This is a genomic window from Parapedobacter sp. (genome assembly GCF_035556095.1).
In the GTDB taxonomy this organism is placed as follows: Bacteria; Bacteroidota; Bacteroidia; order Sphingobacteriales; family Sphingobacteriaceae; genus Parapedobacter.
The window spans coordinates 137,322-151,109 of the sequence record NZ_DATMFT010000004.1 but is presented as its reverse complement, the minus strand read 5'-3'; the positions used below and the strand labels follow the sequence as shown (position 1 = coordinate 151,109).

Below are 13,788 nucleotides of genomic sequence, written 5' to 3'. Positions count from 1 at the left end.
CTCGTTTGGCCTATTGGTACTCCAAAAATACTAAACGTCTGGCATTTCCATTTATTGTAAAGAAAATGTTAGCTAGTTATCCATTAATCGTGTTGTGTTGACGTTAATTAGATAAAATACAGTCAGCATTTGTTAATTAATAGGTGTGCTGAAGCACTGTAAACTACTACCTTAGCGGATACAATTAGCCGTATAATCAATTAATCTATATATTAAAATGCTATTGCGAAACGGTTGACTAACTATGAAGGTGTAAATAACTTAAAATCAAATATATATCAACGGCATTGTTTGAACATGACATTAAACGTTAAAATAGGTGTAAGCACATGGTTGTGGACCTCCCCTTTCCGCGCCGAAGAGGCACTTGGATTGTTCGGTAAAATTGCCGCGCTTGGGTATGACGCGGTGGAAATTGCCGTGGAAGACCCCACGTTGATCGATATCCCTACGGTAAAGGCGGCATTAGCAGCAAACCAGTTGGAGGCGATTATTTGTGGAGCGTTTGGTCCATCACGCGACTTGACTAGCGATGACAAGCAATTGCAACGCAACGGGTTGGACTATATCGAAGCATGTCTGGATATTGCCAATGCACTGGGTTCCCGATTCTTCGCCGGGCCGATGTACTCGGCGGTGGGAAAGGCTCGGATGGTGGCTCCGGAACAGCGGACCATCGAGTGGGAGCGGGCGGTATCCAACCTACAAACCGTTTGTGAAAGCGCCGCAAGCAGAGGGCTGGAAATTGCGTTGGAACCGTTGAATCGTTTTGAATCGGACTTGATAAATAACGTGGATGATTTGCTGCGCCTCATCGGTGACATTAGCCACCCCGCAGCAAAAATATGCCTGGATATGTTTCATATGAATATTGAAGAACCTGATCCCGAGGCTGCCATCATCAAAGCGGGCAAACAGCTGATCCATGTGCAGGTATCCGAAAATTATAGGGGAACACCAGGCACCGGCAACGCCAGTTGGGATGCCTACCGGCGTGGACTGGAGGCAATCGGCTACCAAGGGGTGGTGTCGATAGAGAGTTTTACACCGGCGAATAAAGAATTGGCTGCGGCTGTATGCATCTGGCGTAGCCTTGCGGAAAGCCAGGACGCGTTTGCCCGCGAAGGGCATGCGTTTTTGAGGAAGTGGGCAACAGGGGATTGATTGAACGCGGATGAAACAGATTATTTGGATAGCTACTGATCCGCGCAAATCCGTTTAATCCGTGTCATCGTGGTCCCTTAAATAAATACGCAAACAGCAAATAGCAAACAACACAAAAGCAAAAGAACATAACAGCAAAGAGCATGACCAAAAGACCAATCAATGTGGCCATCATCGGCCTGGGATTCGGAGCGGAGTTCATCCCAATTTACCAGCAGCATCCCGATGCCAATATGTATGCCATCTGCCAACGCAATGAAGAAAGTCTGAATAAAATCGGCGATGCCTTCGGTATCAAAAAGCGGTACCGCGATTACGATGAGCTACTCAGAGACGATCAGGTCGACGCGGTGCATATCAATACACCCATACCTAACCATGCAGAGCAGTCGCTCAAAGCATTGCGGGCGGGCAAACACGTGGCATGCACGGTACCTATGGCCACCACGGTAGAAGAATGCCGACAGTTGGTGGAGGCCGTAGAGGAGACGGGCTTGACCTACATGATGATGGAAACCGTGGTCTATGCCCGGGAGTTCCTCTTTATGAAGGAACTTTATGAAAAAGGCGAGTTGGGGAAAATCCAATTCCTTAAAGCCAGCCACCAACAAGATATGGATGGATGGCCAAATTACTGGCCGGGTTTGCCGCCCATGCATTATGCGACGCATTGCGTGGGGCCGGTGTTGGGCCTTACGCGCAGCGAGGCCGAGTACGTATCGTGCTTCGGGTCTGGAACAATCCGCGAAGAACTACATCACCATTATGGCGCTACGTTTGCCGTGGAGACCGCTCATATTAAATTTCGGGATTCGGACCTGAGCGCACATGTCTATCGCTCGTTGTTTGACACCGCCCGCCAATACCGAGAGAGTTTTGAAGTGTACGGCTCCAAAAAAGCAGTGGAGTGGCCATTGATAGAAGGGAACCCATTGGTAGTCCACACCGCTAAAAAAGCGGAACATGAGATTCCCGAAGAGGTGGAGTGCCCGGACTATGCCCACCTGCTGCCCAAGCCAATCCAGCATTTCACGACAGGGGGTGTGTATGACGAGGGCGATAACCAGCACCTTTCCTTTATCCAGGGGGCTGGGCATGGGGGCTCACATCCACATTTGGTGAATGAATTTGTGAGCGCACTGACTGAAGGCCGACAGCCTTTCCCCAATGCACGGCAGTCTGCCAATATCACCTGCGTAGGTATCTTGGCGCACGAGTCGGCCCTGAAAGGTGGTGAATTGATCCCCCTGCCTGATTTTACCTTGGCAGGTCGCTGAAGGCCGGCATCCTGGTAAACGAATACTGCTCCTACGGGAGCATATATACATTTATACATTAATAAACGTCGTTTGAACAATAATGAAGAGATTAATTAACGTGTCTATCTTAGCTATGCTACCACTGTTCTTTTTGGGCTGTGGTGGCCAGCGTAGCGATGACGGACCACGGCGGCTGGAACTGTTTTTTCTTGGTCATGCCAGTAAACATCACGATTCGGAGTTATTAGCCGGTATATTGGCTCAGGAGTATTTTCCGGAAGGGATAAATATCACCTATTCGGTAGACCCGGAGGATTTGACGCGCAAGGACCTCTGGCGGTACGATGGACTGATTCTGTATGCCAATCATGATTCCATCAGCCCGGGACAGGAAAAAGCATTGCTGGACTATATAGCATCGGGCAAAGGGTTTATTCCCCTGCATTCTGCTTCCTATTGTTTCCGCAATTCACCAGAAGTCGTAGCACTCATTGGCGGTCAATTTAAAAGCCATGGTGGCGGCCCTTTTTCAGCTGAAATTGTCAAGCCGGATCATCCAGCCCTGGAAGGGGTGACGGCTTTCGAAACGGAATGGGACGAAACATACGTACACGACCATATTGTCGACGATATCGAGGTGTTGATGGAGCGGGTAGACAGCACAGGCCGCGAGCCCTATACTTGGGTAAAGGAATACGGTAAAGGTCGGGTGTTTTATACCGCCTTCGGCCATGATGAACGCACATTCCGTAATCCCGGATTTCTCCAACTGGTCAAGAGCGGAATCCGCTGGGCGGTCGGTGAAGAAGCGGTGAAGAAGATGGAGGCTTATACCATCGCCCAGCCGCAATACGAGGAGGGGCGCATGCCGAACTATGAACGCCGCAATCCGCCGCCACGCTATCAACTGCCACTCAGCGCTGAAGAATCACAAACGTTGATTCAGGTACCGGTTGGCTTCAAGTTGGAACTTTTTGCCAGTGAGCCCGACATCAGAAAACCCATTGCCATGGAATGGGATGAGAAGGGAAGGCTGTGGATCGTGGAGACAGTCGATTATCCCAATACGGTACGGAATGACAACAGTAAAGGGGACGATCGCATCACGATCTGTGAGGATACCAACGGCGATGGCAAAGCCGATAAATTCACGGTTTTTGCCGACGGGTTGAATATCCCTACATCATTCATCTTTGCCAATGGTGGCATCATCGTGGCGCAGGCTCCTGAGTTCCTGTTTCTCAAAGACACCGATGGCGATGACAAGGCAGACGTACGTGAGGTGTTGATGGATGGCTGGGGTACGTTTGACACCCATGCAGGCCCGTCGCATCTACAGTACGGGTTAGACAACAAGATATGGGGCACCGTGGGTTATTCCGGATTTGAAGGAACCATCGGCGGTCATCCGTTCAGGTTCGGCGCAGGGGTATACCGGTTCGATTCCGGGGCAAAGCACTTCGAGTTTTTGGGCAACACCACCAATAATACCTGGGGGCTTGGTTTTTCGGAAGAATTTGATGTGTTTATATCCACGGCCAATAATGAACATAGCGACTTCTTTGCTATCCCGGCACGGTACTACGAAAAGGCGAACCTTCGCGAGCGGGGCATCGAAAAAATCGATGGGCATTATGGCATGCATGTACTTACCAAGGAGTTGAGGCAGGTAGATGTGCATGGCGGGTTTACCGCTGCCGCGGGGCATGCCTTGTACACTGCACGGGCGTTTCCACAGGAATACTGGAACCGGGTGGCATTTATCTCGGAGCCTACGGGCAGGTTGGTACACCGCCATGTGCTGGAGCAGGTGGGGGCCGGGTTCAAGGAAAAAGGCGACGGTTGGAATATGGTAGCGAGCTCCGACAACTGGTTCGGTCCGGTCGCTGCCAAAGTAGGGCCGGATGGGGCTGTATGGATATTGGATTGGTATAATTTCATCATCCAGCACAACCCTACACCGGATGGCTTTGAAAACGGCGAAGGGAACGCTTATATCGACCCCTTGCGCGACAATACCAAGGGGCGTATTTACCGGTTGGTTCATGAGGATGCCAAGCGGTATAAGCCCGTGAAGCTGAATCCCAAGCGTCCGGGTACGCTGGTTGACGCGTTGGAAAACGATAACATGTTCTGGCGGCTTACTGCCCAGCGGCTGTTGGTCGAGGCTGGCGATACGGAAGTGGCGGGTGACCTGCATCGGTTGATCCGCGACACCTCGCTGGATGAGGTGGGTACAAACGGACCGGCGATACATGCGGTATGGGCCTTGCACGGCTTGGGCCTGCTGGATGGAACAGATGAGAAAAGCCTGACGGTGGTTATCGACGCATTGAAGCATCCCGCTGCCGGTGTGCGGCGGGCTGCGGTACAGACCCTCCCGATCAATCACGAGGGCATGGTGCAGCAGTTGATCGCGTCGGGTGTGACCAAAGACGCCGACCTACGTGTACGCCTTGCTGCGTTTCTGGCACTGTCGGATGCAGCGCCGTCGGTCGAAATCGGTAAGTCGATCTTCGAAGCCGTCCAGCAACCTGAAAATATCGAAGATAAATGGATTTCACATGCCCTGCTTATCGCCGGTGCAGTGCACCGGCAAGCATTTCTCGGCGAATATCACCAACAAGTCGGTCACCCCGATCTCTCGAATACCGATGGTTCGCTGGCAGAACGGATCGTCGCCGGTAAAAGCATGACGGTGCTTCCGTTGGAAACCGGAGGTACGATTGGCGGACGGCAAATCCCCGATTTTTCCAATCAGGAAATCAGTTTTGTCACCGATGTGCGGCCACCGGCAATGCAACGCGTGCTGGTAGAAGGTGTACTGGTATCGCATGGGGACGGAAGGAACGGGTATGCAGTATACATGAAGGATGGCAAGGTAACTTTCCAGGTAAACCAGAACGGACGCCAAACGGTTATCCGTTCAACCGATGCGTTGCCTAATGCCTTTAAACTGAAAGCTTCGTTGCTTACGGGTGGAAAGATGACCTTGTCTATCGATGGGAAACAGGCTGCCGAAGGTCAGGCTTCCGGCCTATTCACAAATGTGCCCGAAAGGGTTATCCGGATAGGCCATAATCGGCGACAGCAATGGGGTACGAATGAGTTGCTTCCCAACGTTGGCGATTACCCCGACGATTTCCATTTCACGGGTGGACTGGCGAATACCCGGCTTGTCGCGGTTAACCTGCATGCGGCTGAGGCGGGCGAAGTGGTCGTGGCTGACAATACGATAACAATTAAGGCTGTCATTGGCGAAATGAAATACGACGTTACCAACTTCACCGCCAAGGCGGGACAAACGTTGAAAATCATTTTTGAAAACCCCGATCACATGCAGCATAACATGCTGATATTGAAGCCGGGCAGCTTGGAAAAAGTCGGTGAAGCCGCCGATGAGTTGGCCAAGCAACCTACGGGTGTCGAAATGCAGTATATTCCTGCCACACCGGATGTCTTGTTCAGTACACCACTGGTAAATCCCGAGGAGCGCTATGAACTGACATTAACGGTGCCGGATACACCGGGCGATTACCCGTACGTGTGTACCTTTCCGGGCCATTGGCGCATTATGCATGGGGTAATGAAGGTAACGAAATGACGCTTGTCCGGTCTTACCCATATTTTGTAGGTTCGCGTACCCGTAAAAAAATAGGGCGTGATTATAATTGCATATAAAAGCAAATCTTAGCGTAGCAATTTCATTGATACGAAAAAAAAATAATTAAAATATCAATAACTTAGCGCAGCGATCTCATTGATGCAAAAAAAAACAATAAAAGTATCAATACTTTATCTAAGTTTGCGGAGATAGTATTAGTAAACCTGATTTGAATACGATGACAAAAAAAGCAAACAAGTCGATCGCTGTTGTCCTAGCTGTAGCAAGTGTGTGGGCCTGTAATCCACCCCAAGAGCAGTCGACAGCTGCCGCCACGTCCTCTGTTTTGACGGTATCGCCAGCTGACTTCGCAGGAGAAATTGATGGCGACTCAGTTAAACTCTATACACTGACCAATGGGGACGTAGTGGCCGCAATCACTAATTACGGTGCCCGTATCATAAGTTTACACGTCCCCGACCAGAACGGCGACCTTGTTGATGTGGTGTTAGGTTATAGCGATTTGGCTTCTTACCGGCAGCCCGATGAAGGATTTTACGGCGCCGTTGTGGGTCGCTACGGTAATCGGATTGCCAAGGGGCAGTTTGCGCTTGAAGGTCAACCCTACCAATTGGAAATCAACAATGGGCCAAACTCGCTGCATGGCGGAACCAATGGCTTTTTTTCTAAGCTATGGGAAGTGAAACATGTAACAGATAGTAGCCTCGAACTGCAATACGTATCGCCCGATGGTGATGCAGGTTATCCCGGCACGTTAGAAGCAACGGTAGTTTATACAGTGACGGCGGCCAATGGACTTGAAATCGCCTATCATGCTACTACTGACAAAGCTACGGTGGTAAACCTGACCAACCACGCGTATTTCAACCTGAATGGGGAGGGGGACAGCACGATTCTGGATCACCTGCTGACTATCCGCGCAGACGGGTATACGCCGGTAGATGAAACCCTTATCCCTACCGGTGAAATCACACCCGTGGAAGGCACACCGTTTGATTTCCGCCAAGCTACCACTATCGGCGCGCGTATTGATACGACGGATGCGCAGTTATTGCTTGGCAAGGGTTACGACCACAATTTTGTGTTGAAGAAAGAACCCGGTTTGCAGCTAGTGGCCACGGTGGAAAGCCCCAAAACCGGCATCGTGATGGACATCTTGACGGAAGAACCAGGCTTACAGTTCTATAGCGGTAATTTCATGGATAAGGTGCAGCACGCCAAGGGTGGAAAAACATACGGTTACCGCTCGGCGTTCTGTTTGGAAACACAGCATTTTCCCGATGCACCAAACCACCCGGACTTTCCGTCTACCGTATTGGAACCGGGCGGCGAATATACCACGAAGACCGTTTATCAGTTTAGGTAGGCGACCAAAGGTCGCCTATACTTTCTTTTTTATTGCCTACCGTACTTCAGGTGGCAGCTGGTGGGACGCCCTGTCGATCCGATTTCGCCAACTATTTGGCCAACTTCTACGTTGTCACCTTTTTTAATAAGGCTTTTCGATAGGTGGACATACCACGTTTCATATCCATTTTTGTGTTTGATTTGCACACAGATTCCGTAGCCGCCGTGCCTCCCGGCATAAACCACTTCCCCATTCGCCGTGCTCCGCATGAGGTCACCCTTTTTTCCCCTGAAATCAATTCCTGAATGGAATTCGCTTGCTCCCAAATGGAATAGATTGGTCCGGTATCCATAAGCGGAGGTGAGTTCGGGCTTGGCCGGGAAGTCCGTGGGGATGTACATAAGCCCCTCGAATATTCGCTTCAGGTGTCGATCATATAGGCTATAGTATTCCAGCAGGCTAAGCTTCGGTTCCATAGGATCACCTCCACTCGCATCTTGCGTGAAACCCTTTACACCTCTTTTTTTAAGTATTCGTTGATAGCTATGAGCTTGGCATCGATTAGCTTCGCATAGTCTTGGGTTTGGGTATTTGGTGTTGTAGGTCCGTTATCAGGGAAGTTAATAAATGTCTTTCCTGCCGTTGCTCTTGCGTGGTACTGTATAATACCGTTAAACCTAACGCCATCGTACTGAGCAATGTTAACGCACCCAAGACATAATTTATAATATTTTCTATATCAATAATAATTTTTAATAATCTGCCCGAAATAATGATTTTTATGGTTATTTCAATAAGATATTCTAGTGTCATAGACACCAGAATATGATTTGCTGAATTAGTATATTCTCTAATACCATCTTAACAAACGTGCACGCGCACGTTTTACCGATAGTTGACGACACGGGTTGAAAAAAGAAAAAGCGATTCAGTGGCGGTGCGGCTCTTAATGGTAAGCATTGGCTTACAACAACGTTTCCTTTACGTACTTGTAGCTCTTGGTGATGCTTTCAAATGGATCAATCGTGATAAAATCCTGTTCTACAAAGGCATATTGTAAGCCTGCTGTCTTTTCTGCCGCCATGATTTTCTCGAAATCGATGCTTCCTGTTCCGACCTCGGCGTACGTGATGTTTTCGGTGATCTCCATGAATGGTCTCTGGTCATAGTCGCCGCCCACAATGGTTCCGGAATTGTTTTTGTCCATGTCTTTGATGTGCCAAAGAGGGAAACGGCCGGGATGCTTTTCGAAATAGGCAGCGCTGTCCGTACCTGATTTTTCGCACCAGAATAAATCCAATTCAAACGCCACGAGGCCCTCGTCGGTGTTTTCAATAAGGATATCCAAGCCCTTACGGCCGTCTGCCAAGGTGCGGAATTCCCAGAAGTGGTTGTGATAACCGATTGTCAGGCCAGACTCTGCCGCCAGCTCGCCCCCCTTATTGAGCTGGTCTGCTATGAAACGGTAATCATCTGCTGTCAGCTTGTCGATAAGCGCGATTGGGGGCACGGGTACGACTAGGTAATGCTGGCCCAATGCCGCGGCCGTATCTATCGCGATTTTCAATGTGTCTTGATTGCCATCGCCCGGTGTGAGGAATTCGGCCAAATCATAATGCCCGCTATAGGTTTTTAGTTTATTGTCAGTAAGCACGGTCGACAGGGACGGAATATCCATGCCCCAAAATGTGATTTTTCCGTCGTCACCTACTTCCAACCCGAAAGTTTCTACATGGTCATATCCGATTTCGGCCACCCGGGCGAGGGTTGCAACAGCGTTGTCAGCGAGCTGGTCGCGGAGTGTGAAGAGTTGCAGACCGATTTCGGTTAAGCTTACCGTTGGTTTTCCTGTTGGCGAGCAGGAGAAAAGTAAGGGGCCAAAATAAGCCGAGGCCATACCTATCCCTGCGTGCTTCAGGAATTTACGTCTGTTGTGCATCGTTAGTTTTTTTATACAGCTAATGTAAACGTTTGAGGTGGAAAATGCAAAAACGCAAAAATGGAATGCTGAAACGCTTTATAAAGAGGTTATGGCTAATTGATGTACGTTTAATACTCGGGGTTTGAAACGAAATTTAAAAATTTGGTAAACTTTTCCTTGTAAGTGGCTTTATCCAGTTTATAATAGAAAGCGCCTTTCTTTGAATTCTCCTTGTCTTTATCTTGTTGTTTGATGAGTAGCCCGGTTGAACGCAGCTTTCTGGTGAAGTTACGTTTATCCAACTCCACGTCGTAGACTTGCTCGTAAAGCGTCATGATTTGCGGAATAGTAAACTTTTCCGGTAGCAGCTCGAACAAGATGGGATGCAATGCGGCTTTGTAACGCAGTTTATTCTTCGCGTTTTGCACCATTTTATGGTGGTCAAAAATGAGCTTAGGTACACGATTGAGGGGAAACCATTCCGCACGGTAGTCATCGTTGAGTGGGGTTTCGTATCTTTTGATATCGATAAGTGCGAAATAATTGATGCTGATTGTCCGTTCTATGGGGTCCCGGCGGGGTTCCCCGAATACCTGTAACTGTTCCATATAGACGTCCTTCAATCCGGTAAGTTGCTTCAGTACACGTGAAGCGGCATCTTTGGGTCGTTCGTCGGATTGGACAAACCCACCCATCAGGCTCCATTTGTCTTTCTCTGGCTCGAACCCCCTCTTTATCAACAATAGCTTCAAGTCATAGCCATCGAAGCCAAAGATGATACAGTCTACGGCGACTAAAATGCGGCTCTGTTTTGTGTACTCGATCATAATGTAGGCATTTTTGTTATTCGACAAGTGCAATAATAGCAGATAAAAACGGAATTCGTAAATTATAGCGGCATGTTGTTACGAAACAAGCTAATTTATCATAAGGCGTAATCGGTTGTATGTTGCCATAAAGGCATGTTCGTTAGAACCCCAGGGCACATATTGGCTTTTATTTTTTTGTTGAAAACAATAAATCAGCACAAGTGTTAAATTAACGATAAAAGCAATTATAGTGTTCATCTGCTTTGGGCCGAAACGGTCCGTAATGCCTTATTAAAATAAAAGAACCGAAATTATGAGTCACATTGATAAAGGTGTGTCGCCAATCCGATTGCCACAAACAAGTAGGGGGTTTGCTTATTAAAATAACCAAGTTTTTTCTTTTATATCATTAAAACACACAATTATGAATCAAATGCGATCGCAGCAGGCACTTAACCGGCTAGGATACTGGTTAAGGACACACGGGTACATGTCGATCGGCATCTTGTGGATGTTGATTGCCTTTTCTGGACATTCGCTTACGGCCCAGGAAAGCACCGTCACGGTGCAAGGCAAAATTACGGATGTACAGGGTGCGCCCATTGCTGGAGCCAGTGTTTCAGTAGCCGGTAGTACAACCGGCACAATGACCAATGACGACGGAAACTACAGCATCGAAGTAACGGAAGGCATATCGCTGGTTTACTCGTATGTTGGCTATGTTCCCCAAACCATCGTCGTCGATCGACAGCGAATCGATGTGCAGCTGGAATTGGATGCCGCCATGTCGAATTTGGAAGAGGTCGTCGTAGTGGGGTACGGCACCCAGCGACGTGAAACGATTACCGGGTCCGTAGCCTCTGTAAAGAGTGCCGAACTGATGAAATCACCCACCGTCAATGTATCCAATGCACTCGCGGGCCGGCTGCCGGGGGTTGTGGCCACCCAAGGGAGTGCAGAGCCCGGATATGATGGCGCTGCGGTACGGATACGTGGTACTAACACGCTGGGAAATAGCGGCCCACTGATTGTAATCGATGGCATACCGGCACGTGCGGGCGGTTTTGAACGCCTGAACCCGGCTGATATCGACAACATTTCGGTGCTGAAGGACGCCTCGGCGGCTATTTATGGCGCACGGGCGGCAAATGGGGTTATCCTCATTACCACTAAGCGCGGCCAAACGGGCAAGCCGTCATTGTCGTATACATTTAACCAGGCGTTTTCACAGCCAACGGTAATTCCAGAACTAGCCGATGCGGTGCAATATGCCGAAATGCGCAACGAGCTCGAAGTGTTTAAACTGCCCGTGAATGAATGGCAGGATGCGCAAACGGCATTCCGCGAAACGGGATCATATACCCGGCCAGATAACAGCGTGTTGACGGCACCTTACCTTCCGGAAGATTTCCAGTTGTTTGCTGATGGGTCGGATCCGTGGGGTCATCCGAATACGGACTGGTATGGTGCCACCCTCAAAAACTGGTCGCCCCAATCGCAACATAATCTACAAATAAGCGGCGGCACGGAAGATATCAAATACCTTACCTCCTTAGGCTACCAGAACCAGGATGCATATTATAAAAACTCAGCCACGGGTTACTCGCAGTACGACATCCGTGTGAACCTAGACGCAAATATCAACGAGTATATCAGCACCAAAATCGGCATTTTAGGCCGGCAGGAAAACCGGCAATTCCCTACAAAATCGGCTGCAGCTATCTTCCGCATGTTGATGCGGGGGATACCGACCGAGCCCGCTTACTGGCCGAACGGAATGCCCGGCCCCGACATTGAGTATGGAGAAAACCCGGTTGTGATTACGACAGATCAAACCGGTTATGATCGGGATAAACGGTATTATTTCCAGACCAATGGACAAGTAGATGTTACCGTACCTTGGGTGGAAGGACTGAAGTTCAGCGGCACGGCGTCCATAGACAAGTATATGCGGAAAACGAAACGGTGGGAAATCCCCTGGTATCTATACACGTGGCAGGGTGATTACGAAGAAGATGGTGTGACCCCACTGTTGGTGCGCGGACAGCGCGGACCGGCAGACCCGCGTCTAAACCAAGAGGATGAAGATCAGATGAACATCTTGTTGGGGGGCGTGCTTACTTACGATCGGACATTCGGTGATCATACGATCAACCTGTTGGCGGGGGTTAACCGTGAGACGATTAGCAACGACAATTTCAGCGCATTTAGGCGGTATTTTATTTCTACGAACATTGATTACTTGTTCGCCGGTGGCGATGCCGAGAAAAACAATAGCGGCGGCGCTTGGGAACGCGCCCGGCTCAATTATTTCGGTCGGGTAGGCTATAATTACCAAAGCAAATATATTGCAGAGTTCCTCTGGCGTTATGATGGCTCCTACATGTTTCCGGAGAATAGCCGGTACGGTTTTTTCCCCGGAATCATGGCTGGCTGGATGATTTCTCAAGAGAATTTTTGGAAAGACGCCGTACCGTTAGTAAACTACCTGAAACTGCGCGGCTCTTATGGGCAAATGGGTAATGATCAGATTTATTATGATCATGACAATAATGGCGAACAAACGTTGCAGGAGTATCAATATTTCTCCACCTACGGTTTTGGAACGTACGTTATTGGAAACAATCTCGTAAAGACATTATACGAGAGCCGGGTGCCCAATATGTTCGTTACGTGGGAGGTGGCCAATAACTACAACATCGGCCTTGATGGCCAGTTGATGGATGGCATGTTCAATTTTACGGTAGAATGGTTCAAAAACCGCCGTGAAAGTATCCTTTGGCGTAGGAATGCCTCTATACCACAAAGTACGGGCATGACGTTGCCTGCTGAAAATATCGGTATCGTAGAAAACGCAGGCTGGGATTTCTCCGCTGGCTACACCGATCAAATTGGTGCGCTCAACTTGGATGTCAGCTTAAATGGCGGATACGCCAAGAACGAAATCATCTTTTGGGACGAAGCACCGGGTGCACCCGAATGGCAGCATTCGACCGGCAGGACCATCAACTCCGGATTGTATTACATCTACGACGGTGTATTCCGCGATGAGGCCGATATCGCCGCCAATACACTCGACTATAGTGACGTGACCAACTCGCTTCGGCCGGGGGACATGAAGTTTGTGGACTACGATGGCAACGGCAAGATCGATCCCGATGATCGTGTACGGCGCGACAAAAACACCATTCCGACATTCCAGGGAGGGTTGAACATCGGTATGCAGTACAAAGGCTTCGATTTGACGATCCTTTTCCAAGGGGCTACCGGCGGAGAGTTGCGCGTGGGCACCGACGAGTCGGGTGCCATTGGTAACTATTTGCTGCATTTCTACGAAAATCGTTGGCGGGTCGATGCGCCCAGTAGCGAGCACCCTCGTATTACGGACCGCAGTGACCAGTATTACTCGTCGGGCAACACGTATTGGATGCGGAGTACAGACTACATCAGGCTGAAGAACCTTGAATTGGGATATACCTTCCCTGCGCAATGGATGCAGCCAGCCGGCATCAGCAACCTACGGATTTACCTGAGTGGATTTAACTTGTTTACATGGAGCAAGATTGAGGTATATGACCCGGAATCGCTCAACTCCACGGGGCAATACTATCCGCAAGCACGGTTGATCAACACAGGAATAGCGGTAACCTTTTAAGAAAAAT

8 protein-coding genes are annotated in these 13,788 nt (G+C 49.3%); 5 read left to right on the top strand and 3 right to left on the bottom strand.

All coding sequences use genetic code 11. The annotated features are described in order from the left end of the window. Window positions 1–297: 297 nt before the first annotated feature. The 4 genes from VNQ80_RS01525 (at window position 298) to VNQ80_RS01510 (ending at window position 7,414) form a co-directional block, all read left to right on the top strand. On the top strand, window positions 298–1,164 hold the full coding sequence (locus VNQ80_RS01525) for a sugar phosphate isomerase/epimerase family protein (protein ID WP_325635648.1): 867 nt from the start codon (window positions 298–300) through the stop codon (window positions 1,162–1,164). 143 nt (window positions 1,165–1,307) lie between these two features. Then, window positions 1,308–2,441 (top strand): Gfo/Idh/MocA family oxidoreductase, encoded by a 1,134-nt coding sequence (locus VNQ80_RS01520; RefSeq protein ID WP_325635647.1) that lies wholly within the window; start codon window positions 1,308–1,310, stop codon window positions 2,439–2,441. Window positions 2,442–2,523: 82 nt separating this feature from the next. Continuing rightward, on the top strand, window positions 2,524–6,027 hold the full coding sequence (locus tag VNQ80_RS01515; protein WP_325635646.1) for a PVC-type heme-binding CxxCH protein: 3,504 nt from the start codon (window positions 2,524–2,526) through the stop codon (window positions 6,025–6,027). A gap of 238 nt (window positions 6,028–6,265) precedes the next feature. Beyond that, the gene (locus VNQ80_RS01510) at window positions 6,266–7,414 is read left to right on the top strand and encodes an aldose epimerase family protein (RefSeq protein WP_325635645.1); all 1,149 of its coding nucleotides are present in this window, start codon (window positions 6,266–6,268) and stop codon (window positions 7,412–7,414) included. Window positions 7,415–7,443: 29 nt separating this feature from the next. On the opposite strand, the gene VNQ80_RS01505 is transcribed toward VNQ80_RS01510, so the two are convergent. From VNQ80_RS01505 to VNQ80_RS01495, 3 genes are all read right to left on the bottom strand, one after another. After that, window positions 7,444–7,872, bottom strand: a complete 429-nt coding sequence (locus VNQ80_RS01505) for a M23 family metallopeptidase (protein WP_325635644.1) — start codon at window positions 7,870–7,872, stop codon at window positions 7,444–7,446. A 488-nt stretch (window positions 7,873–8,360) separates the two neighbouring features. After that, on the bottom strand, window positions 8,361–9,335 hold the full coding sequence (locus tag VNQ80_RS01500; RefSeq protein ID WP_325635643.1) for a sugar phosphate isomerase/epimerase: 975 nt from the start codon (window positions 9,333–9,335) through the stop codon (window positions 8,361–8,363). Window positions 9,336–9,445: 110 nt separating this feature from the next. Next, window positions 9,446–10,144 carry an NUDIX hydrolase gene (locus VNQ80_RS01495; protein ID WP_325635642.1) on the bottom strand — a complete coding sequence of 233 codons (699 nt, stop codon included), beginning with the start codon at window positions 10,142–10,144 and terminating at the stop codon, window positions 9,446–9,448. Between the two features lie 406 nt (window positions 10,145–10,550). On the opposite strand from VNQ80_RS01495, the gene VNQ80_RS01490 reads away from it, so the two are divergent. Beyond that, window positions 10,551–13,781 (top strand): TonB-dependent receptor, encoded by a 3,231-nt coding sequence (locus VNQ80_RS01490; protein WP_325635641.1) that lies wholly within the window; start codon window positions 10,551–10,553, stop codon window positions 13,779–13,781. The last annotated feature ends 7 nt before the right edge of the window (window positions 13,782–13,788 follow it).

Bases quoted from the DNA above. Each gene is read 5' to 3' on its own strand.
- VNQ80_RS01515 (WP_325635646.1), top strand. From the start codon at position 2,524: ATGAAGAGATTAATTAACGTGTCTATCTTAGCTATGCTACCACTGTTC.
- VNQ80_RS01490 (WP_325635641.1), top strand. From the start codon at position 10,551: ATGAATCAAATGCGATCGCAGCAGGCACTTAACCGGCTAGGATACTGG.
- VNQ80_RS01520 (WP_325635647.1), top strand. From the start codon at position 1,308: ATGACCAAAAGACCAATCAATGTGGCCATCATCGGCCTGGGATTCGGA.
- VNQ80_RS01510 (WP_325635645.1), top strand. From the start codon at position 6,266: ATGACAAAAAAAGCAAACAAGTCGATCGCTGTTGTCCTAGCTGTAGCA.
- VNQ80_RS01525 (WP_325635648.1), top strand. From the start codon at position 298: ATGACATTAAACGTTAAAATAGGTGTAAGCACATGGTTGTGGACCTCC.
- VNQ80_RS01495 (WP_325635642.1), bottom strand. From the start codon at position 10,144: ATGATCGAGTACACAAAACAGAGCCGCATTTTAGTCGCCGTAGACTGT.
- VNQ80_RS01505 (WP_325635644.1), bottom strand. From the start codon at position 7,872: ATGGAACCGAAGCTTAGCCTGCTGGAATACTATAGCCTATATGATCGA.
- VNQ80_RS01500 (WP_325635643.1), bottom strand. From the start codon at position 9,335: ATGCACAACAGACGTAAATTCCTGAAGCACGCAGGGATAGGTATGGCC.